We start from the raw sequence: 22,188 nt of genomic DNA, 5'->3' as shown, positions 1-22,188 counted from the left end.
GAGCCTGAGCGAACAGTTGCAGCCTGGGCGTAAAGCTACCGATGAGGCGACGCTCGTTGCCACTCGATCACACGCCAATTTTGGCGCCTATTGGGGAATCGACACGAGCTCGGGCGCGCTGATTTCCGGACGGTGCGACCGCGTGCTCCTCGGCCAGAGCTGCCAAACTCTCCTCCGTTAGTGAAGGCATCGAAGTCTAGCGAGGCGCGGATCGCATTTCGTCTGAGGTTGGAACCCGGTCGGCGAGGTCTGCTGCAAGGGGGGATTCCTGATGGGCGTTCGCCTTGAAAGGATTCGAACCATTGATAACGAATCTTAGCACACTAAGTCACTGATAATCATGAAACTAGGCAGAGTAAGCAGACGGCTTCGCAGGCGCGAGACATTGATGTAGGCGAAAGGAGAGCAATTAGTTGATTAAGGATCAATCCCGGACAATGACTGTCAAAGGGATACGACGATGATCAATCAGCGCCTTCTCCACCAGCCCGAGCAATTGAAGGATCGGCGGGGTTGCAGCTCTCTTTGATATTCCCGGCTGCACAATCCAAACCCTGTACTCGAACCGGTACTGATCCCAGCTGGCGTATAGCTTTCGCAACGTGCCGAGCGTGCCGCGGTCAAAGCGGGTTGTTTCTCCCCTTTCCAGACGGCGTTTCTCGCGATTCATCATATTCCGGAGGAAGCGTTTTGGTTTGTGACAGAACTGAACTGACTTCAATGACTGACCGGCAACTTCGTACAGATCGTCCAGCCGCGCCGCGCCGGTATCGGTGTGCGCGTACTTGCAATGACACATCAGCACTTCGACTTTTGTTTCCCGAATCTTGATTGCGATCACGTCCGCGAATTCACCAGTTCCGTCATCATCAAAGATGATGTCGTAGTCTCCCTTCTTCAATTCCTCAATGACCCGGTACTGGATCGAGTCTGCCCGACGCTCCGGTCCCTGTGACTCGATCCTGGGATTGGTGCCCGTCCAATTCCAAGGCACGACCGCACTGTCCATGATGGAAGCCAGGTCCAGTTCCTTAGGTGGAACATAAAGATGCGAGTATATGAGAAACGAACCATCGCCGAAATCAATCTGCGGAGCATCGTCCGCAAAATACTCCGCCATCGACAAGTCGTGACGCGGCGTTTTGATGCGGCAGGCAGGTCCGGATGTCTGAGTGTACGTTGCATCGGTCGCCGTGAATCCAATCTCGAACGAAGCGCTGGTATCGTGAGCCCGCACCTCGAATTTCAATGGGCCGCTGCGATCGTTGCTTGAGAGCGCAACCTCACACTCGGCGAACGGGTGGGAAACGTCGCCGAAGGAAATTTCGACTCGCTCTTCGAACGAAAGAAGCAGGCTCATGGGCCAGTAGATAACTAGAGGATGGGCGTCGGGCCGTGTCGTTATTAACTGCGGCCTCATTGCTGACGCGAAGGCCGCAGAGTCCGGAATGCTATCGTTGTCGAGCAAAGCCCCGATGCGGTGACACCATTCGGTCCAGTCTGTCAGGTCATGGATGCGTGACTGTGACCAGAATTTTCCTTTTATGGAGCACCCCAGTGTCCGGGGTTCTCCGCCTTCGAACCCCGATCCGAAGATGTTATTCTGAATGCGCTCGGATTTCATCAAACTGTCGATGCCGTCGCTAACGTCGATACCCATCAGCATAGAATAGCGGGTCCCGGCGCCCTGCCGGTGCGTCATACCGAGATTGCGGATAACCAGCTGATTGAAATCGTGGAAGCACCGGAACACAGCCTGATCCCTAATACGTGTCGTCTGATCGCCGCAGATAGCCTTCGCCAGAAAGTCCGTCGCTGCACCTCCTGTGCTGGTAAGATAGAGGAGGCTCGTATTCTCGTCCCAGTGCGCGAGGACCAGTTCCCACACAACGTCTGTCGCTGTCGCTGATGTCGTCCACTTGGCAATCTTCTCATGCCGGAGAATGCTGACGGCGATGCGCTCCTTCTGATTAAGTTTCATGCCTATAAACGATCCGACCGGCACAACGTCCTCGATCCTGTGCGGGTCCCAGTTTTCACACTCCTTCACCCGGAACACTATAGTGCTCATCGTTGGCTCGATGGTCTGAAGCGGGATCTCTCTCAGTTCGCCGGTGAAGCCCGCAAGCACCTCGGCACGCCCCATTTCGCGGCCGAAGCGATCTGAATTGATAGTTGATACCAGAATATTCCAGTCCGCCTCTTCAGCGTAAAGCTTGGCGAGCGCGCGATCTACGCGATCCTGATCGGTATTGGCGACCACTGTTGCGATACCCAGATCGTCCCGCCCACGGGCAAACCGCCCCACGAACTGTAGAGTAACCGCGACGCTGGCAAAAACGTCGTGAACGCCAGCGATCTTCAGTTCCGGAAGATCGAAACCCTCGCCGAGCATGTCGACACATACGATGATCCGGCTGTCAAAACGGCGAAGAGCAGCAAGATTCAGGCGACGTTCTGTATCGCTCTGATCGCTATGGACGATGACCGGATTGTAGCGTGCCAGCGCGGCGGCATACTTCCTGTGTAGATCCTTGGCGCGGGCAATCTTCTTGCAACGTACCATGGCAAGGTGGCTGTGTCCCGCCGCGATGTCTCGGTCCAGTGTCTCTCCGACAAGGCGCATGATTTCATCATCGGCCTCATCGCCATCCAGATCGCTGACGGCGCGGAAGGCAATCCTCCCGAAGTAGTCTTCATTCTGCGCCTTGGACAGTGGATAGTAGTAAATGAATTTGCCATCAACTTTTCCGCCGTCCTCGCGGAACGGCGTCGCCGTAAACTGGAAGATGAGCTTGTCTGACGCCGCTTCAGAGAACCACGCGCGAAATGCTCGCCACGTCTTTGCTCCTATGTGATGCGCCTCATCGATAAACAGCGCGCCGCACATCTGCGCCATGCGTTCCTGGACTTCCGCCTTCGCCTTTCCTGCGATCGACATTGTCGTCACAATTACATTCGAGCGCACGAACAACTTTTCCACGTCTTCGGTAGATTTCGGGATGTGTTCCAGACGCAAAACAACAGGATATCCTGCATCGACCGGAAGGCATTCCTGATCCTGCAGGACCCCCATAGTTTCGAACTTGCTGGCAATCTGGTCCCGCAGGGCGTCCGTAGGCACAACGACCATGAGGCGCTCGAACTGCTCATGAGCGTAGATCGCAAGCATTGTTTCCGTCTTGCCGGTCCCTGTAGGCATGACAATGGTTGCCGGCTCTAAAGAGCTGGTGATATGGGCGAGAGCCGCATGAAGAGCGCCTACTTGGGGCCTTCTCAGGCCCGCAACAGCGGCCGTAGTTGCTGTTGCACGGTGACCTTCCCGAAAAGTGAATCTGCCGCGCCATGATTCGAGCGGCTTTTGGCAGAGCTCACGCGCCTCTTCGAGCGGAATCGTCGCGGGCCTAGCAGGTTTCGGGGACAACCAGGTTCCGCGGCCTGTTTCGAGCACGTCCTGTATGGCTTCAGGCGTTTCCGCATCAGCCACCAGAAGCACCGGTTCATTGTCCATTACTGTCAGCGTTTTCCTCGGGACTATGACAATCGTTTCGCCCGCAATCGACCGGAAGCGAAAGCCGCTCAGCCGCTTCACAGAGAACGGTTCCAGCGTACCCTCAAGAACCCTTCCCTTCCACGCGTACTGGCGCAGTGGATTCCTATCAATCGAGCCGTCAATAGAAACGAAAGGAGGAATTGAGAGCCTAAACTTACGGGGATCGGGTTCGGGGGGCGGCGGGACTGGATCTGGAGATGATCGATAGGGAAGCCTTTTCCTCCCATCGCGACGCGTTGGTTCGGTAACAGGCTCGCCAAATAAGTCTCGCGCGACGATGTCCAGCTCTTTCAAAATAACCCCTTGGTCCCGTCGGTAGTAGTCTTGTCGGCGCAGAGACTATCCATCGCCATTGGTATACCATCAACGACATAAATTCGTGTTGGAGTTGCACGGGCCCTAAGCATCGTCGGCATCCGCAATCACCGCAAAGGCTGCCCCCAGTGAAAAGCAATCAGCTCGCGCTCCAAGAAGAAGGGCGTCCAGTTGCTGCATGCGCCGAACATCTGAATCGACCAAGTTGCCGTCAGCCATCTTGCCACGAATGGCATTTAAGACGCTGCGACGGACACGGGGCTGAAACACGACCACTTTTGTTTTCAGGTTGGAGCCCAGGCCATCGAGAATCGCGAGTAACGCTCCCCTATTTTCCTGACGTTGCCCGTCGTGCCAAACTGCATTCTGGAGCACCCCATCGGCATTCTTTGCCAACTTCTCTCTTAGCAATCCGCGATCAACGTGGCGCAGATTCTTAACCGCCTGCCCGACGACGACCTCATAGTCAGAAACGGAAATCCCACGATTGGCATTGTCGGAACCGCTGCCCTTCACGTGGATTAGGGTCAACTCAGGCGGATCGCTTATGTCGTTTAAATGGATGAAATCTGCAGATTCCATCGCGCCGTCGTCGCAGACTAGCCATCCAGTTTGCAGGCCCCGTGCATCCAGATTGGGCCAGTGTCTGGCAACCATGCCAAAGAGAGAACTGTCCTCAGCATTGCCGGTATTTTCAACAGCAAAGCGTTGCCCATCCAGCGGCTTTTCCTGCCAGAACGCAGTTCCATCATGGGCCATCGAGACCCATTGCCAGTCCGAGAACTTGGCGTCGCGAAACCTGGTTTCATAGAAATGACCACGGGAGAAAGTGTGACCAGTGTCGAAATAAGCCGTGATGTTATCTGGCTGCCGACAGATCTTAAGGATCTCGACATCTCGGTCCGCGTTGTCGAAGCCGTCAACCTTCCGAATTTTGAGACGAACATCGGAACCCAGCGTTCGCTCGAATTCGTAGGCCAGCCGCCCGAGCCTTACATCAGCCCAGTAGACTTCGGCTTCAAAGTTGGCGCTTTCGGCCGTCGCCGTAATTTCAAACCTTGCGGCATCGCCGAACTGCTGAAGCCATCGAAGTTCGTCTTCGCCTACGTGTCCGACTCCATCATTCACCTGTTCGGGGACAATGAAAGCTAAATCGTAAGGTTGCTCAATTCCTTCCAGTGTGGTTATAGCCGAAGCGAGGATAGGAAGCGGCATGTCCGCTCGCGCTGCATCGTTTATGCAGTTTGTGGCTCGATCAAGGATTAGACCGACGTTGACGATGAACTCCTCCCAAGACCGTGTGGGTCCAATCCAGATCCTGCTCCCGGTTGGACTTGCGCCGACTACTGCACTTGTGAGCTGTTCCGACAAGGACATCGTGCTGCGGACCGAGCTGAAGTAGTAGGTCTGGTCCCCAAGTGGATCGAGGGAAGTCTCCAACTCAAGTCCCGACAGTATTTTCGAGTCAGGCTTGATCGTTGTTCGGCGATGGGTGCCGCTGAGCCAAAGCGTGCGAACCTGGCTCTCGACAAATGCCTTGTTGATCTCGCTCGAACTAAGCCGCCTAATTCTCGTGAAAGGTCCATTGGTCTCGCGCAGAATTTTCTTTGCTACCGTACCTCGAAGACCATTATCCGAGAACTGCAACGCGTATAAATCACCGCGTTTGGCAACAATGATCAGCTGATTGAGCGTGTCTGCAATGCCCTCACCGGAGAACCAACTCGGTGATCGCTTTTCGACGTAGTGCGCCCAGGCAATCGTCGTTCCGCCACTTTCGATGGACGGGTCTTGGACCGCAGGAAATCTTGGTTTTTCCGTGCCTTTCTTGTCAGCATTGTCTTTTGCGAGATCGCGGATGGCGGTAAGCAGCTCATTTGATGAGACGGCCTCTCCGTTGGTGGCTTTGTAGATCGAAACCGACAAGTAAGGCGTACATTGATCGCTGGACAGTGCCATTAACTTTCCCCCATTCGTCAGCGCGCCAGCAACGGCACGTGATGAAATAACATCGAACCGTCCCGCATCCTCACATTTCCAGGTCATAGGCCGCAGGCAAATTCTGCGGGCGATAGGATGACACAGCTTCCTTCCGATGGAGCGCCGACTCGTGGATCTTCGCTCCTTCAGGAATGACTCGCGGCTCGCAATGGGGCAGGTAGTAGCCAAGCAGGCCCTTGCGTTTTGGCCATTCTCGCCATTTCATCTTCTTCGGCACCCACTCGAGAATACGCCAGGCGCCGGTTGCTGATACGTGCAACTTCGCACTTACGCTGGGCTCAGCGTACTCATGTTCACTATCACTCCTCGCCTTTCCTTCCACGAGGTGATTGAACATCGACGTGTTTACGCTCAGCCCGTTTGCCTTGGCTTGTTGAATCATCCAGCGGAGCGGGAATTTTGATAGCCCGCTCTCGTCCTCCGGATAGCCACCGCCGATGTCGGAATGGCAGCCCGCGAACCAAACCTGGCGGCTGTCTTGCTTTCGAGGCTGCGACGTCGAAAAGCGATTTGGCTTGAATTCCTGGCCCTCTTTCCATCTACGCAATCGAAACATCCGGCGAAATTCATCGATGGCAATTGCTTGACGGAAGACTTCAACGCTTGGGTTCTGCAGCGTGTAAGGCAGTGTCTCCAAACTCGGGATGTAGAAGCGGTCAGGTCGCGGCACGATGACGGATGCAACGGTATCCCAGACGCCAAGGAACTTGATCGGTATCGTCCGTCCGCCAACAATTCTCCGGAAGTGCCAAGCTACCGAAAGATCTTCACCGTCCATGGCGGCGCGCTTGTAAGCGGCGAACGCATAGCCGACGTAGTTCAGCTGGTCCTGGTGCAATAAACCGAGGAGGTGAATGAAGCCAGCAAGGACACGGACACTGTAAGCGCCGCGGCTGAAGCCGAAAAGAAATACCTGGTCGCCTTCACTGTAATGTTCAGCCAAAAAACGATAGGCACCAAGCACATCGTCGTCCAGGCCATAGCCTGTGCCAAGCCCCAGAACGCCTTTTGCGTTCTGGCTAATTCTCCCCCAGGTCTTTCGTTGACCCAACGTTCCAACGCCAGGGTCGTAATACACAACTTGATCGTCATCCTTCTCAAGCATCCTATACAGCTTGAGAACATTGGACATGTTCACGCCGATTTCGTTGCCGGTTCCATCACAGCAGACGACGATGTTCTTGGGCAAATCGTTAGTCTCCCCTCAATGCGCCAAAAATCTACCACAGATAGCAACCACTTCAACTAGCTCGCCCCTACTTGGTGAAGCTTGTTTTGGTGGGCCTTAGCAGCGAAGTCACTGGATCGTCAGAGCAGATGCGAAACCACCGATCCTGCGATTCTGATCAAACACATTCAAAGGCAAATCAGCCTTTGGCATCCACACGCGCCCCACTTCCACCGCCGCCGAGACCGGCAAGGCGGGAAAAACGTTTATCGTTGCCCCTTCTCCGTGTACCGACTTTATTCGGCCAAAGAGCCGTCTCAGCTCCTGGCGAAAGCGGGAAAGGTCGCCAGCGTTCCTCATGATGTCGTTGTGTGGTGACTTCGCAGTTATCGACCAAACTGAAACTTCATCCCCTAGAACGGAAACGATCCGGTCCTGGGAAACGGAAGCACTGAGGCCCAGAATAAGCGCAACCGTCGGGTGGATCTCGCTCGGCGTCACGGTCTGAAACTTGATCGAAGGCGTATCATTCTGCCATTTCCATGTGGCGGGCTCACGATGTCGCTGATGAACCTCGGCGGGCAGAATGTCGCAAAGCTGCCGTCCGAGCTCGATCAAGAGCGGCTGGGGTGCCAGCGCAAAAACACTGGCATGGGTGATTTGCTGCCGTTCGATTCGCCCCCTGATTTTGTCGGCGAACTGACGTTGCAAATTACCCTGCTGAATTTGCCAATACTGCTCATCGGCATCATCAAGCGACAGACCAAGCATTTCGAGATCGATCGTTTCAAAGGATGCAGGTGAGCGATCCGGCAGCATTGATGCAAAAATATCGTCTCTAGCGACGAGCGCTTCGTTTTTGCCAATGTTGGCACCGAAACGAATGACATGTGAAGCGCGATCCGGCTGGATACCTGTTGCCAAGCGCACCCTCCGTTCGTGCTCCTCCTTCATGAGTAGCAGAAGTTCCTCTGGATGCTCGTCAGGCGCTTCATTATCAATCAAGCGATGGCATTTGGCGCACAGAAGCATAAGATTGGAGAGATCCTTGGCGAGAAGTGCCGATCTGGTCGGATGACCGCGGGTTCCCTCAGGCGAGTCGGCGACGATGTGGGCAACAAAGCCAAACATCTTATCCTCCTTTCCTGAGAGGAGGTCGCCTATGAGCTCGCAGTTGCAGCCACGAAACTGACAACGGCCTGCCGCACGCGCCCAAAGCGCACGCTGGACCTTGTCGGGAATCTTGGACTTTGCCATTCATTCAATCCCTTCGACCAGGTGCGTGCCGCCGCTGCAAGCGGCTTCGGCTGATACGCTGCTCTACATTACGATGCTCCGGATGCTCTCCCCCTCCCCGCCATTCGCCATCGATCAGCCAGTCCTCGAAATAGAAGAGCCAAAGTGACGTCCACGGAATGATAGTCTGATCGAGCCGCATCCATGGCTGCCACTCATAGGTTCGTGGTAAATAGAGACAGAGGCGGGTGGGCTTCTGGTCGTATACGTGTGGAAGATCCTCTCCTTCCGACAGCATCAGGAGATCAGGGCCGTCTATGAACACTCTCGGCGAGTGGTTAGGCGCAAACTCCAGCCGCGCGTCATAAATGCGGGAAAGAGGTGTTGGCGATGCTTTGTAATGCCACCTTAGACGCCCCGATCCGAGTTCACCGTCACCAGTCGACAGCGGGTTCTTCGTCAAAAGAAGAAACTGCTGCGCAGCGGTCAATGGCTTCGGATCGGAAAAACGCATGGCGGCTACCGCCCAAAGAAAGTGTTGGCGCGTACGGGCGTTACGCTGGCCGTGGTGATGCCGGTCACAAGGCCAATACGGGGTGCTACGCCAAGGGTGCCGTTCTGGCGAGAGGTCGAGATATCCTCGGTGATCGAGTCCACTACGGCTTTGGCCGGACCGGAGCCAAAGGCGTCGCCGAGCTGCCGCTTCAGGCCATCAAGTCCCTCGACATCTTTCAGCCTGCTGATGTCGGCAAGAGCGCGAGAGTGCCAGGTGAAAAATATCTCTGCCCGCTTGGGATCACCGTTCCATTTTTCAGCGAAATTTTCGCCCTTGGTCGTCTCGTTCCAGACAAACCAGTGCATTCGACCGTTTACGCTGCGCGCCTCGATGAAGTCCGGCATGTAGCGGATGACGTCGAAGAGCAGGTCTAGTTCCGTGTCGTAGGTAAACGTCTTCACGCAGTATTCGTAGCTCTGAGACGCCAACGTTGTAACGAGCACCGAAATCGGCGACAGAGACATGTCGATTTCGTTGACCGCGATGAAAACGTCCCGATGCCGCTTCAAAATCTGGACGACCCTCTGCAGCAGGCCTTTAAAATGAACCTGCTCCGGATAGGGTTCGATGTCGGCACGCGCGCGATCTTCCGCATGGAAGCTCTTTGCTACCCGGAAACGAGGCGCCAACTTCACGCGTTCAAGGAACAATGCCTTATAGCCTTTAGGGTTTGATGGCTTCCAAATCTTGAGCGCCCGATCGGGAACGAGCTCGCCACCCATGTTGCAGCCCCGGTTCGGAATAGACGGGGTGATATCCATATGGAATTCGTTGGCGTAGACGAGCCGCCAGCAGCGCGCCATCTCCACCAGCAGCGGCTTGTAATGGCCGTTGGCTTTCAACCGATCGCCGATTGCCTTCTTCAACGCGACAGGCTCGACCCAATTTCCAAGGTTTGGCGCATGGGCTACGAGATCGACGTCATGTTCATTGCTGCCGATCGGCTTCACAGTCGTTCCGATCGCCGTCGATCCCTGGAGAAAAATTCCCATTGCTTTGAGCAAAGGATCCTCCGATTCCGCCAACCATCCGCCGACGCCGTCGTAGCGCTCCTTCGCGAGCTCCGCTTGGCTCGGCGCGATTTCGAATGTGGCACACATCCGCTCCAGAGCGCCGATGAGCATCCCGTCCCGCATGATAAGTCGGTGATCATGAAACATGCATTCCTCCTGCGCCCGAAAAGGGATCTCGCCGTAAGATTCGTTCGCCTAATTTCGTACAGATAAATCGAACGCTTGCCATCGTCAAGCGTTGTGCTATATTTTCGTACAGATTAACCGAACGGCGCGGCACGAGAGTGCACGCGCCTTCAGCGATTCAAGGGAGCACTTCAAACATGTCTTTGGCTGCCAAGCTCAAAGAACTCAGGGGAAAAAACCGCCAGTCTCTGCAGGATGTCGCGGATGCGATTGGAGCGTCCAAGACTCACATCTACGATCTTGAGACCGGCCGCAGCACGAACCCATCGATTGAACTTCTCACAAAACTCGCGACGCATTTTCGTGTTGCCATCGCCGATCTGGTCGGGGAGAACCCGGAAGGAAAAGACGAAGAACCCGGCCTCGTCGCAATGTATAGGGATCTCAAATCCCTGGCTCCGCAAGATCGAGAAACCATCCAGATGCTGATGGACAGGCTGAAGCCTAAGGGGAAGTAGAAATGGATATCTTGCGGATGGATTTGGCTGATACAGGGTCGCCTGAAGGGCTTGTCAGCCTGATCCTGAAGCATGAGCCAAATCTTCCGCTTCCCGTGCCGATCGAGGAACTGGCGCTTCAGCTCGAAGTCGAAGAAATCGCCGAGTTACGGACAGAGGGCTTTGAGGGCGGTTTGATCACCGACACAATTCGGAGCCGCGGCATTATCCTGGTAAAAAAGGGGGTAAACCAGCCGCGTCGCCGGTTTACTATCGGGCACGAGCTCGGCCACTTCCTGATCGCCAACCATATCCCAGACAAAGACGGTCAATTTCTTTGCTCAAGGGAAGACCTCCGTGTGCTCTCGGCAAAAGAGGGCGACCGTCGGGCGAAAATGGAGGTCGAAGCGAACCGCTTCTCTTCCCTGATCCTGATGCCGCCGCCGAGACTGCGTGAGGCCTTCAAGAAGCATCCCTCGCCGAGCCTGGAACATGTCTTCCAGCTGGCTGATCAATTTGGTGTCAGCAAAGAAGCGATGGCACGGGCATATGCGGAATATCACCCCGAATCCCTGGCCTTCATTGTCGTCAAAGATGGGAAGGTTGGACGTGCCTACCACAATCGAAAGCGCTTCCCTTTTGTCGTAGCAAGCCGCAACAGATCCGTCCCACACGGTTCGCTGTTCTACCAGAGGAACATGCGGATCGGCGTTCCGAGCGAAATTGACGGCCGTCTGCCCGATCTCTGGATTGACGTACCCCGCGGACAGCGCGCCCCAGCCCTCAGCGAACAGGTCTGCCTTCAGAACAACGGCTTTGCCTTGATCATGCTATGGCACGAAAGTGCAGCGGACGAGGAGGAAGAAAGCGAGGATATGACGACGAGAGACCGGTGGCGTGCTCAACAGGAGCGATATCGCAGGGATTGATCTCGATGGAAGGCCATAATTTCGAGCGCCTAAAAGCCCACATCGTTCCCCTGTCGAACTCGAAGTCATTCGAGACAGCTCGACTTGAATGGGACTTGGTCGGCGTCGAGATCAGTGAAGAATATGATCAATGCCCTTGCGGTCAGGATATTCTCGAACATTGCTACATTCGCAATCGACTCAATGGCGCCACGACCTATGTCGGCAATGTCTGCATCAACCGGTTCGTTGGAATTGACACCGGAAACCTCTTTGAAGGTTTGAAGCGCATTCAGGCGGATCTTTCTGCCAATGCCAACGACGATCTCATCGAGCACGCCTACCGGATGGGATATCTGTTTGATGACAAGGAATATCGCTTTCTCAAGCAAACAAAACTCAAACGGAAACTCTCGGCGAGACAGTTGAGTTGGAAGCAAAAAATCAATCGACGGATTTTAAGTCAAACGATCGTACAGCGTAGGGGAGCGCACCAATCACGCTAGTGTCACGGAGGAATGCACTGCCGGACGGATAAAGCGCGGGGGGGCGACGACGGTCGCTGTGCCTGGTCTCAGAATGTTCTGACTATCTCTGGGCCTTGGCTCATCACGAGATCGAAGTCCTGGCTATACATGGTTGGGCCAAGCATTGCCGAATTGTCTGGCGATACGGCCAGTTCGAATCCGGCCGGATCGATCCAGCGCAGGCCATCGGCGACCCGGATTGGGATGACTGAATATATTCCCTTGGCACCGGTGGTGCCGGACAGGCCGGCCCGTATTGATCGGGATACAACCAGTTCAGCCGTAGTTGTTCTTCTGCTGCGAGACCACTCAAGGAAATGTCGCGGATCGATCAGATCCTCGTCGTCTGCCACCGGCTCATCCCGCTGTTCCATCCAATCCAGGAACTCCTGCTTCAGAGGGACGGCATCATCGCGCGAACGGGCGATGCCCTGCGACAAGGCAAACGCGATGAACGGGTCGAGCGTCCCCCAGCGGAGCAGTTCCTTCGCCCAGAACGCGAACCACGGCAGGTCCGCCGTGTCTTTCCACGTGTCGAGGGCCGGTGTCGCGAAGGGATCGGGATTTTCTTCGGTCCACCGCTGAGCAACGGCGGCTCCGATTGCAACGCCCAGCCGGAATTCCAGATTGTCCGCAACGAATGTTTGCCACGCGCGAGGATCGTCGACCGGAGGCTCCGAAGCATCGGTAGCCGACATCCACCAAGCCAGCACCTCATGCCATCTGGCATAGAGATCGCGCCCCATGACGGTGTCTCTGACCGCAAAGCCGAAGCCGCGGTCCGTCGCGATGATGTCTCCCATCTGCCGAAACAACGACAGCCGGTCGTCGTCCTGCATTCCGCCATAGCGGTCCGCATAGTGCAGGATGTCAATCAACTTTTCTGCCGCAGGCCGGAAGCGCCGGCCGATACAAGGGGTATAGCCGAAACTGTAAAGGGTTTTCCGTTCATCGGCGTCTGGATAGACTGTCCCGACAAGACCCTTGGCTCTTTGAATGAAGGCCTGTTCCATCCAGGCTTCATAGGCGGAAGCCACGCGCGCGAATGTGTTCTGCCAGATGTTGGCAATGGCCGTCTCAATCTGCGCTTGGGTCAGCTGGGCCGGCTCGATGGCCTGCAGCTCTTCGATCGCAGAGAGGATGATGCCATCCAGCTCGTCGATGCTGTCTGCCAGCCGGGCAGCTGCCGAGGGCGACGCCGTGCCCGCTTGTGGAGAGAGGGTTTCCGGGATGACAACCTCCAGCCAGGTCAGGAAATCAGCCGGCGTCGCCGCGCCAAGCAGGTAGGCTCTCTGCAATATGGAGCGCATCAGCACTGCAAGCGGACTGTGATGCTGGCCGCCCCCTGCAGCGTCCGCGATCAACCCCCCGAGGAGATTGTCGTATTCGCCCCTGCGGGCGCGGATCTGATTACGCTGGATCGGTCTTTGAGCATTCGCGGTGGTCGATTCTGAAACCGGAAGCGCGACAAGCGTCATGCCCTCCATACCCTTGGCAGCACCCGGGCGGCCGGCGCGTCCGGCAAGATTGCGAAATTCCGCCGTCGACATCGGATGTTCCGTTCGCTGGCCAGTCGCGACATCGAAAGAACTTCTCATCACAGAGGGCACGAAGATCAGATCAAAAGGCAGGTTGACGCCTTCGGTCAAAGTGGCGGTCGCCACGGTGATGCGGCAGATCGAGCGCTCGATTAGCGCCACCATCATGCGCCTAAGACGTTGTGGCATCTGGCCGTGGTTCGTCGCAACCCCCCTGTCGAGCAATTTAAGCTCGTGGGAATCTTGGCCGCAATAATCGGCGCAAACCATCCTGGCAGACTGAAAGAGCTCCGCGTCAGGGCCATCGGCCGGCGGCACGAATGCCGGAACCGCGTCCCATCCCTTGAGCGAGAAAGCCTGGGCAAACCAGCGAATGGTGTCTTCCGGACTTTGGGACACTGACACGAGGATACGTCGGTCACCTTCTGTCAGGTGAAGGGCCGCCCACAGGATCGCCAGCTGCGTGTTGTGATTGAGGCTGCCTCTGACCGTGGCCGGCGCCTGCGGCATTGGCGCAATGCGAAGGCGCATGTAGACGTTTTGACCGCGGCCGCGCACCGCGAGGACGCGGTCGTTGAGCATGTCGAAGAGGATCTCTGGCGGCGCGCCGGGGCGAACCTCGAACGTGCCGATCGCTTGCCTGGTGCTGCGATAATAGGATCCCACCGCCTCCGCGGCCAGATTTCCCTCGATCCAGCGGGCGACTGGTCCGGCGGCCCCGCCTGCCACCGCGGTGAGCGCAATGCGGACGACGTCGGGCTTGCGGGCCAACAGCCTGGAAATGAAGGCCTCGAGCCGCGCCGCACGGCTTTGATGTTCTGCGAGGCTTTCCTGCTCATAAACCGTGTCTTCGACGACCACCTGGTGGGCCTCATCCACCAGCAGGAGCTTCAACCGCGCAAGCAGCATCGGTCCGACATAGCGCATCAGCGCGTCGGCCTTTTCGACAGTTGCAATGAGCACAGTCGGGGTATCGGCGGTCAGCCAGGCGTCGGTGATGCCCCAGTCGGCTCCCCCATATAGTCCGGTGACGATGAATTCGCGGCCGAGTTCGCCGGTGAGTTTCGCCTCGACCTCGCCGGCGAGCGCACGGGAGGGAACGATGTAGAGGGCAAGCGGTGCCAGAAGGCCGTCGCTCAGCAGGAGAAGCTCTTTTACGATCGCCAGGTTCGCGACGAGCGTTTTCCCCGATCCGGTCGGCGTACACAGGGCGAAGGAAGAGTTCTGGAGCAGCCGCTCTATGCCTTGATGTTGCGACTGCCAGAGCACGCCCCGCCCTCTGGCATATTGCCGCCTGGCAAAACCATCCAGATACGCCAGATGCCCTGGACGCGTTGCGGCCAATCGCCGAAGAGGCTGATAGATCGTCGCCTTGGTATAACGCTCACAAGCGGACCGGATAAAGAAGGCCAGCGTCGCGACGTCCTCTGGGGCAAGACGCACCAGAAAGCGCTCGACCTGGCGAAGGTGGGTCATAGCGGCCTCCAGCCTGTCGACCTGGCCCCGGCGCAGGCTGTCGGCCGCGAGCCCAACCGATCGGATCAGCTCGAGCGTCGTCAACCACGCAAGATCGGAGTCAACATCCGCCTTGAAAAACGCATTTGAGGCGTCCGGCACGGTCGCCTCAGGATGCGCGTTCCAGAACGCAGCAACCCTCTGCAGCACGCTGTCGAAATCGGCACTCAGGAAGTCAGCGAACAACAGGATGCCGTCGTCCTTCGACTTCACTTGCCGTAATAGTCCCGCTGCCATGGCAGGCAATCCGCCCAGCTGGTAGGATCCCGCCGCAAACAGTGCCAAGGGCACGACTTCAGCCAAGCTGTCCTCCGAGCGGGCCAGCCATTCGAAGAGTTCGCCTGCCCGACGAAAGGCTGAGCTCGCATCCACCGGGTTTCCGCCCGCGACCGACTGCAGGACGCCTCCGGCATGGATGAGTCTGTAGGCCTCTGTTAGGGTTTCCCCAGAATCGTTTTCGGACCACTGTATGGTCTCGACGTCCCATGTAGTCTGTATCGCCCTGACGAAAGCCCTTGCCTGCCTCGGTGTCAGTAGCTGATCCTGGCCAATGGCGTTTCGTGTCCGGGTCGCGATTGCTATGCGTTCTGCATCTGTGATCGGCATGGATTTCCCCTAGGGCCACAGGCTGTCATAGAGCGCGTCGATCAGTGCATCGCCATCCGACAGGATGATTTCGACGACCTGAAGGTCCCTGTTCTTCTGATGCTGGGAGGGTTTGGTTTCCCATTCCAGTAACGGTTCACCCTCACCCCGACCGGCCGCGCTGCCGCCGATCAAAAGAATGAGATCGGTGCGCTCGGACGGCGCCGGATTCTGCAGTTGCTGGATCTTGTCCAGGGAGAGGATGACGTTGGCGTATTCATCGGGCGCCAGCTCCTGGAGAATGTCCTGCAGCTGCTTCACCCCAATCGGCACATCGAGGGCACGGTTGATTTCGAACCATACACCCTTGCCATCGTGGACAAGGTTGCCGGACTTTTTCGGTACCTCAATCTTCGTGCCAAGCATCACGTCATCAAGAACGGAGGGTATCCATTTCTTGCGCCATTTGGCCTCGCCGGCAATGAAACGCGTGACTGCGCCGTCGTCATTGACGACGATGCCGATAAAATCGTCGCCCTTGCGGCCGAGAACCTCTCTTTTGCGCGCGGGATCGCGCGAAAGAACATAGATATATTGCCTTGCGTCTTCTTGGTTGCGGAAGAGAAATACCGGGACGATCCATTCGTGATTGCCGACGAAGTCCAGCGCCTCGGTCATCAGCCCCGACATCACCTCTCCAAACACGCCCCGCCTGGCCTTCGGAGGAAGGCAGTTTGGATATTTTGCGTTGCATCCCGGAGCTCCGGCATCCGGATGGAGGCTCATACCCGCATAGGCATGAAAGTACTCGCGAGCATCCGAATGCGCGGACTCGAAATACGGTCGGAGGCCCTCGCGTATCGTTGCGTCGCCGGGAACGATCTGTTCCAGCAGAATATGACCGTAGCCCTTTTTCGACGAGGAATAGCTGATGAGCCATTTGTTCAATGTGGCCTTTGGCGGCGCTTGCTTATGCATGATGTCTCGGTACACGGTTGCAACTCTTGAGTTACACGAGAAGCGCCACAAACTCCACAACTACAACGGTATGGAAGGGCCGGAGCGTTCACCAAATTTGGTCCTTACAGCACCCCCCACGCCCGAAACCTCCCCCTCCCCGTCATCTCGCGCAGCCCGAGTTCACCGACGATCCGTATCGCCGCCTGCGGCGTCACGCCGATCGCCTTGACGATCATGCCGGCCGAGACCAGCGGCCGTGACAGCACCAGGTCGATCAGCTCCGGTAGTTTCGACGATTGACGCCGGCCGACCAGCCTCCGCTCCATAGACTGCCGCGCAAGGGTCAGCCGGTCGTTCTCCTTGAGCCCGAGTTCGGCAGCAGCAGTAATGCCGGCGAGAATGGCCAGCAAGCGGGTTTCGCGATCGCGGTTCCGACGGCGGTCGACGGGTATGGATTTGAGCCCAAGATTGAAGGCGGCCAGATGTGCCGCCGTGGTGAGCCCCGCTTGGCGCAGGCAGGATGCCGCCAGCAGCCGGCCGAGCCAGGGTGCATGCTGCAGGACCTCCAAACCATTCCAGGCGTCGAGGGCGAGGATCGCCTGCAAAACGGGCGGCAGACCGTCGAGATCGCGCAGCACCACCCGCCATTCGTCGAGCCGTTCGTCCTCATCCCAGTCGAGATCATAGACGAGCGGATCTTTTTCTCGGCCACTGGAGTGGTTGGGCGCCCCCGCCTCCGCGAGCGCCGCCTCGGAACGAGCGATCACGGCGTCGATCGCCGCCAGCTCTGCCGCGAGCGGATCGGAAACATCGGCACCCTCCCCTCCTCCGTTCTCTGTCTCGTCAGCCGGTATCGGAGCACCATCGGCCTCGACTGTTTCGCTGGTGCCGCCATCGGCCACGATGTGACCCTGGCCGCGTAGGCTCCTCAGTCCGTCAGCGCTGAGCGCCCAGCGGGGCGGTTGCGCCGCAATCCGCCGTCGGGTTTTCAGGACGTCGCGGGCGATGGTCAGCTCATGGGTCGGGGCGCGAATGTCGGCGCCGGCGTCGTGCAGGACCAGGTCCTCAAGATGCACCAGCTCGCCGTCGATCCACAGCGAGGCGCAGGCGTCGGAAAAATGCAAGCGTTCGATCCAACCCTGCCCTACCGGCGAGCGGGCGATGCGCTCGTCCAACCGCGCCAGTGCGGCGCCAGCGTCCGAAATCGGACGCAGCAGGCTTGAGATGGGCAATTTGGCAAGATCGTAAGACATTGAAATCATGGTAAATGATTTGCTAAACGAATGCTATATGGTATTTAGAGTTCGTCACATGCTGCATTCGGCAGAGAGATGTCTAACCATCGATAAGTACTGCTTATCGGAAGTGATTGCTATAACGCCGCAAATCAGCGTGTCGGTCGCCTTGGATGGCCGGAAACGCCTGGTTTTCCGGCCTTTCAGGAAGATTTCGACGAGGATCGGCGGAATATGGACTGTTATGAGGGCCGCTCACGGCCACCCTCCCCACCCGAGCGAATGCGCATTTCTCTGTAATTATTCTCTCAGGCGACAACCTCTTACCCCTCCCCTCCGCCGAACTCCGCAGTTTTCCGGCATTTCCGCCGCAGATGGCCGCCAGAGCGAGTTTCACGCAGGTTATGGCCCGATGCCCGTTCGGCGTCGCATTTCGAGTCTGACGGGGCTGCATTTAGGCTCTAAAACACGCTTGCAACTGGTCATTTTCTCACGCATTCTTTATCTGTACAAGCACCTGAAAATCGCGTGAGAAAATTATGGCAAAACGGCAAGCCACCAATCCATCGCGGGCCCCCAAACGTCTTATCGGCTATGCACGCGTCTCGACTGACGATCAGGTCCATGACGCGCAGATGGACGAGTTGGGCGCCGCCGGTTGCGAGCGGATTTTTCAAGAGCATGGATCCGGCGCATCTCGGGCGCGGCCGGTTCTGACGAGGTTGCTCGGCGAACTCGTCGCCGGCGACGTGCTGGTCGTTGTCCGGCTGGATCGCCTCGCTCGGTCGGTCAGCCATCTCTTGCAGGTGATCGAAGATCTCGAAGAGCGCGGCGTCCATTTCCGGTCGATCCGCGATCCGATCGATACGTCCACACCACAGGGCATGTTTTCTCTCCAGGTCCTCGGTGCCGTCGCGCAGCTCGAACGAGCGCTGATCGCTGAGCGAACCAAGGCTGGCATCAAGGCGGCAAAAGCCCGCGGCAAGCTGCCGGGCAATCCAGGCCTTCGGGAGAGGCGACCGGAAGCGATCAAGGCGGTATCGAAGGCTCGGGAAAAACTCTATCTCGACGAGCTGATCTCCTCTGCCCAGACCTGGCTTCCGACCGTTCGGCAACTTCGCCCAAAGCATAGCTGGGACAATGTCGTGCGGGTCCTCAATCGCCGAGGCCATGACTGGACGGTGGAAAGACTGCGCCGCGCCGTGCATCGCATGGTTCGCGAGAAACTGGCCGAACCCGAGCTGCTGGCTCGCTCGCCCCGCCGGGCGCCAGAGGATCATTTGATGAAGCTCGTCGCGGCGATTGCCATTGCCGATCCCGCCCTGTCGTTGCGCGACATCGCCGCCCAATTGGATCAGATGGGCGAGCGGCCAGCGCGCGGTGGGCGCAAATGGCAGCCGTCTTCTGTCCGCCACCTGCTGGATGAGGCGCATCGGTTCGGTCTCGTCCGTCATTGAGGGCACGGTGCACATCAACCTTCCAATCGCGCAATTTCTTGCGCGTCCTGTTTTCGGCGGTAGGGCGTTCCAATCCTGGCTCTCAATTATGTCGCGGGCGAGCTGTCGATATTCGGTCTCCGGGCGAAGTTTTAAGACTGGCGTCACCCGCTTCGGTAATGAGGCATCATGATCTTTGAGGACTGGTTCGAGCTCGAAATGCCGAAAGGCATTGCTAACGTGCGGAGGAAGTCGTGCTGTTTCGGATGCCATCCCCATGAGGCTGTACACGCGTTATGTCGCGTGTCCCCGGTCCACCCTGTCGACTGAGTCGCAAAGACCAGCCACGCAAATGTGCCAAATTATCAACGTCGTTGGGTTGGACGTCAGTTGCTCTGGCACGGTGTGCAAAGAATCCAGTTGACGGATTCGAGCCGCTTTATTTGCGCGACGGCTCTAACGCTCTGTTTGTAAACGACATACCTGGCGAGCGGTGTTCTTACCAGGCGGGCGCGTTAAGGTTTGTTAACCCTAAATAGCTTGCCAGTCTGTTAGAATCGATGCTTATTGTCAGCAGCGGAGTGATTGGGAATTTCCGCTCAGAAGCGCTATTTTAAGAAATCAGGTTCGGGGATGCCCAAAATCGCTGCAAAATTACCGCCAAAAGATGAAGACCTGATGGGCTTGATTGAGCGCCATTCTCGTTCCTTGTCGGCGCAACTGCAAGAGCATCAGCTCGCGACCTTTCCCCCCACGGCGGAAAAAGGCATTCGCACGTTTCAGCCGGCGGAAGCAGCAAAGCTGGTCGGTGTGAAAGAGGTATATCTCCGTCAACTCGCAAACGAGCTCGAGGGTCTGCAGGTCAGCACCAGTCCGACCGGTCGTCGGTCCTATTCCGTCGAGGACATGCATAAGATCCGAAAGCATCTCGACCAGGTGGGTCGCGGAAATCGCCGCTATCTTCCCCATCGCCGTGACAACGAAGCGCTCCAGATCATCTCCGTGATGAATTTCAAGGGCGGGTCCGGCAAGACGACGACGGCTGCCCACCTCGCCCAGTATCTCGCCCTTCGGGGCTATCGCGTGCTCGCCATCGATCTCGACCCCCAGGCGAGCCTGTCCACACTGTTTGGCAACCAACCAGAGACCGATGTCGGCGCAAACGAGACGCTATACGGTGCGATACGCTACGACGACGCACGTCCGATGGCCGAAATCGTTCGCGCCACCTATATCCCCGACCTTCACTTGATCCCCGGCAACCTCGAACTGATGGAGTTCGAACACGACACGCCGCGGGCGCTGATGAAGCGGAAGGTCGGCGATACGATGTTCTTCCATCGGATCAGCGAGGTGCTTGACCAGGTCGCACCCAATTACGATGTCGTGGTGATTGATTGCCCGCCACAGCTTGGCTACCTCACCCTGTCTGCTTTGACCGCCGCAACCTCTGTTTTGATCACGGTGCACCCCCAGATGCTCGACGTGATGTCGATGAACCAGTTCCTGTCGATGACATCGGACCTGCTTCGGGAGATCTCATCTCACGGCGCCCGCTTTGATTACAACTGGATGCGCTATCTCGTGACGCGTTTCGAGCCCAGTGACGGCCCACAAAACCAGATGGTCGGCTACCTGAGGGCTATTTTCGGGGAAAATGTCCTGAATTTCCCAATGCTGAAGACGACAGCCGTTTCGGACGCAGGCCTGACGAACCAGACCCTTTTCGAAGTGGAAAGAGGTCAATTCACCCGCGCCACCTACGACCGCGCTTTGGAGGCGATGAACAACGTCAACGATGAGATCGAGTCCCTGATCAAGAAGGCATGGGGAAGAAAGCCATGAGCAGGAAGGATATACTCCGCGCCCCGAGGACAACCGGTGCTGTTCCCGCGCCAGTTGAAAGACCGGTCAAAAGCCGAAGCATTCTTCCACTCCTCGGCACCACTCCAGCCGAACCAGCGCCGGCGTCGTCGCGCCTGACCGCCCAGGTTGGCGGTGCCTTCGCAGAAGGCAAGGCTCGCTTCGAGCGCGCAGAAGAAATCGAAAAACGTCTTGCCGAAGGCCAGGCGGTCGTCGAGCTCGATACCGATAGCATTGATCCGTCCTTCGCTCAGGACCGGATGCCCGGTGATATCTCTGCGCTCGTCGAAGCGATCCGAGAACACGGCCAGCAGATCCCGATCCTCGTTCGCCCTCACCCGGAAACACCGGGCCGGTATCAGGTTGCCTTCGGCCATCGTCGTTTGCGTGCGGTCACGGAACTGAACCGTGCCGTCAAGGCGGTCGTCAGGGACCTTACCGACGAGCAACTCGTCATTGCTCAGGGCCAGGAAAACAATGAACGCCAGGACCTCACATTCATCGAAAAGGCACGCTTCGCCTCTCGACTGAATGAACAGTTTTCGCGGGATGTGGTAATGGCCGCGTTGTCCGTCTACAAAAGCGACCTGTCGAACATGCTGTCGGTCGTGACGCGCATTCCCGCAGATGTTGTCGACGCGATCGGCTCGGCGCCCGGGATCGGGTTGAAAAGTTGGGTGGGCCTCGCCGATCTTCTTACGCGCGACAGCGTTCTTGAACAGGCTTCATCTTTCTTGCGATCTGCGGAGGCGAAAGCCCTTCCCTCCCCCGACCGGTTCAAGTCGCTTCTGGCTCACCTGAAACCGGAACCTGCAAAACGGGGTCTTCCAGAGCTTTTGACGACGCCCACGGGCGTGCGTCTGGCCCAGGTGACGAAGAGCAAAACCAAGTTGGACCTCTCGATCGATCGACGCGAGATGCCTGATTTCGCGGCCTTCGTCCTCGAACGGTTGCCGGCCCTTTTTGAGGAGCATCGCTCCAAGAGCGGCGCTCTAGAGCAAATAAATAACGGAGATTAAGCGGAGAAAGAAAAAGGCCCCCAAAACGTCGCCGTCGTGGAAACCTCTTTCAGATCTAAGCAACCTGAGAATCGCACTTCCACGAATATTCGTCAAGAGTCTTTGGCACCGATTTGGTGAGCTGATTTCTTTTGCCT

General features: G+C 57.3%; 15 protein-coding genes. 6 read left to right on the top strand and 9 right to left on the bottom strand.

Features of this window, described 5'->3' with window-relative positions; genetic code table 11:
• Positions 1–424: 424 nt before the first annotated feature.
• From RCCGE510_RS29065 to RCCGE510_RS29045, 6 genes are all read right to left on the bottom strand, one after another.
• On the bottom strand, positions 425–3,511 hold the full coding sequence (locus RCCGE510_RS29065; protein ID WP_007636273.1) for a DEAD/DEAH box helicase family protein: 3,087 nt from the start codon (positions 3,509–3,511) through the stop codon (positions 425–427).
• A 441-nt stretch (positions 3,512–3,952) separates the two neighbouring features.
• Positions 3,953–5,827: a hypothetical protein gene (locus RCCGE510_RS29060; RefSeq protein WP_007636271.1), complete on the bottom strand. Its 1,875-nt coding sequence runs from the start codon at positions 5,825–5,827 to the stop codon at positions 3,953–3,955.
• Positions 5,828–5,897: 70 nt separating this feature from the next.
• Positions 5,898–7,058, bottom strand: a complete 1,161-nt coding sequence (locus RCCGE510_RS29055; protein ID WP_007636270.1) for a DUF2235 domain-containing protein — start codon at positions 7,056–7,058, stop codon at positions 5,898–5,900.
• A 108-nt stretch (positions 7,059–7,166) separates the two neighbouring features.
• Entirely contained in the window at positions 7,167–8,294 is a 1,128-nt protein-coding gene (locus RCCGE510_RS29050; RefSeq protein ID WP_007636268.1) for an HNH endonuclease, read from the bottom strand.
• A gap of 4 nt (positions 8,295–8,298) precedes the next feature.
• A complete protein-coding gene (locus RCCGE510_RS33965; RefSeq protein WP_007636266.1) occupies positions 8,299–8,787 on the bottom strand; it encodes a hypothetical protein in 489 nt (162 codons plus the stop codon).
• Positions 8,788–8,792: 5 nt separating this feature from the next.
• A complete protein-coding gene (locus tag RCCGE510_RS29045; RefSeq protein ID WP_007636263.1) occupies positions 8,793–9,989 on the bottom strand; it encodes a nucleotidyltransferase in 1,197 nt (398 codons plus the stop codon).
• 176 nt (positions 9,990–10,165) lie between these two features.
• Between RCCGE510_RS29045 and RCCGE510_RS29040 the strand changes: the two genes are divergently transcribed.
• Genes RCCGE510_RS29040 through RCCGE510_RS33960 form a run of 3 tightly spaced genes read left to right on the top strand, consistent with a single transcriptional unit; the run spans position 10,166 to position 11,879 of the window.
• Positions 10,166–10,486, top strand: a complete 321-nt coding sequence (locus RCCGE510_RS29040; protein WP_007636261.1) for a helix-turn-helix transcriptional regulator — start codon at positions 10,166–10,168, stop codon at positions 10,484–10,486.
• A gap of 2 nt (positions 10,487–10,488) precedes the next feature.
• Entirely contained in the window at positions 10,489–11,394 is a 906-nt protein-coding gene (locus RCCGE510_RS29035) for an ImmA/IrrE family metallo-endopeptidase (protein WP_007636259.1), read from the top strand.
• Between the two features lie 5 nt (positions 11,395–11,399).
• Positions 11,400–11,879 carry a hypothetical protein gene (locus RCCGE510_RS33960; RefSeq protein WP_081525811.1) on the top strand — a complete coding sequence of 160 codons (480 nt, stop codon included), beginning with the start codon at positions 11,400–11,402 and terminating at the stop codon, positions 11,877–11,879.
• Between the two features lie 68 nt (positions 11,880–11,947).
• Here the strand turns inward: RCCGE510_RS33960 and RCCGE510_RS29025 are convergent, their stop codons facing one another.
• The 3 genes from RCCGE510_RS29025 to RCCGE510_RS29015 form a co-directional block, all read right to left on the bottom strand.
• Entirely contained in the window at positions 11,948–15,256 is a 3,309-nt protein-coding gene (locus RCCGE510_RS29025; protein ID WP_240539706.1) for a DEAD/DEAH box helicase, read from the bottom strand.
• 312 nt (positions 15,257–15,568) lie between these two features.
• Complete coding sequence (locus RCCGE510_RS29020) at positions 15,569–16,567, bottom strand: aminotransferase (protein WP_240539705.1); 999 nt, start codon at positions 16,565–16,567, stop codon at positions 15,569–15,571.
• 53 nt (positions 16,568–16,620) lie between these two features.
• Complete coding sequence (locus RCCGE510_RS29015) at positions 16,621–17,760, bottom strand: RHE_PE00001 family protein (RefSeq protein ID WP_007636254.1); 1,140 nt, start codon at positions 17,758–17,760, stop codon at positions 16,621–16,623.
• 512 nt (positions 17,761–18,272) lie between these two features.
• On the opposite strand from RCCGE510_RS29015, the gene RCCGE510_RS29010 reads away from it, so the two are divergent.
• The 3 genes from RCCGE510_RS29010 (at position 18,273) to repB (ending at position 22,051) form a co-directional block, all read left to right on the top strand.
• On the top strand, positions 18,273–19,190 hold the full coding sequence (locus RCCGE510_RS29010; protein WP_007636253.1) for a recombinase family protein: 918 nt from the start codon (positions 18,273–18,275) through the stop codon (positions 19,188–19,190).
• 612 nt (positions 19,191–19,802) lie between these two features.
• Positions 19,803–21,014 (top strand): plasmid partitioning protein RepA, encoded by a 1,212-nt coding sequence (repA, locus tag RCCGE510_RS29005; protein ID WP_037080176.1) that lies wholly within the window; start codon positions 19,803–19,805, stop codon positions 21,012–21,014.
• Complete coding sequence (repB, locus tag RCCGE510_RS29000) at positions 21,011–22,051, top strand: plasmid partitioning protein RepB (protein WP_007636251.1); 1,041 nt, start codon at positions 21,011–21,013, stop codon at positions 22,049–22,051. Before repA ends, repB begins: the two co-directional genes overlap by 4 nt.
• Positions 22,052–22,188: the final 137 nt, after the last annotated feature.

Origin of the sequence: Rhizobium sp. CCGE 510 (assembly GCF_000292525.1) — a bacterium.
Lineage (GTDB): Bacteria > Pseudomonadota > Alphaproteobacteria > Rhizobiales > Rhizobiaceae > Rhizobium.
Note: the sequence above shows the minus strand (reverse complement) of the source record. Positions and strands in the feature narration are given on the sequence as shown.

Coding starts and splice junctions, on each gene's coding strand:
- RCCGE510_RS29015 (WP_007636254.1), bottom strand. CDS start 17,760: ATGATTTCAATGTCTTACGATCTTGCCAAATTGCCCATCTCAAGCCTG.
- RCCGE510_RS29040 (WP_007636261.1), top strand. CDS start 10,166: ATGTCTTTGGCTGCCAAGCTCAAAGAACTCAGGGGAAAAAACCGCCAG.
- repB (WP_007636251.1), top strand. CDS start 21,011: ATGAGCAGGAAGGATATACTCCGCGCCCCGAGGACAACCGGTGCTGTT.
- RCCGE510_RS29045 (WP_007636263.1), bottom strand. CDS start 9,989: ATGTTTCATGATCACCGACTTATCATGCGGGACGGGATGCTCATCGGC.
- repA (WP_037080176.1), top strand. CDS start 19,803: ATGCCCAAAATCGCTGCAAAATTACCGCCAAAAGATGAAGACCTGATG.
- RCCGE510_RS29010 (WP_007636253.1), top strand. CDS start 18,273: ATGGCAAAACGGCAAGCCACCAATCCATCGCGGGCCCCCAAACGTCTT.
- RCCGE510_RS29065 (WP_007636273.1), bottom strand. CDS start 3,511: ATGGACAATGAACCGGTGCTTCTGGTGGCTGATGCGGAAACGCCTGAA.
- RCCGE510_RS33960 (WP_081525811.1), top strand. CDS start 11,400: ATGGAAGGCCATAATTTCGAGCGCCTAAAAGCCCACATCGTTCCCCTG.
- RCCGE510_RS29035 (WP_007636259.1), top strand. CDS start 10,489: ATGGATATCTTGCGGATGGATTTGGCTGATACAGGGTCGCCTGAAGGG.
- RCCGE510_RS33965 (WP_007636266.1), bottom strand. CDS start 8,787: ATGCGTTTTTCCGATCCGAAGCCATTGACCGCTGCGCAGCAGTTTCTT.
- RCCGE510_RS29060 (WP_007636271.1), bottom strand. CDS start 5,827: ATGGCACTGTCCAGCGATCAATGTACGCCTTACTTGTCGGTTTCGATC.
- RCCGE510_RS29050 (WP_007636268.1), bottom strand. CDS start 8,294: ATGGCAAAGTCCAAGATTCCCGACAAGGTCCAGCGTGCGCTTTGGGCG.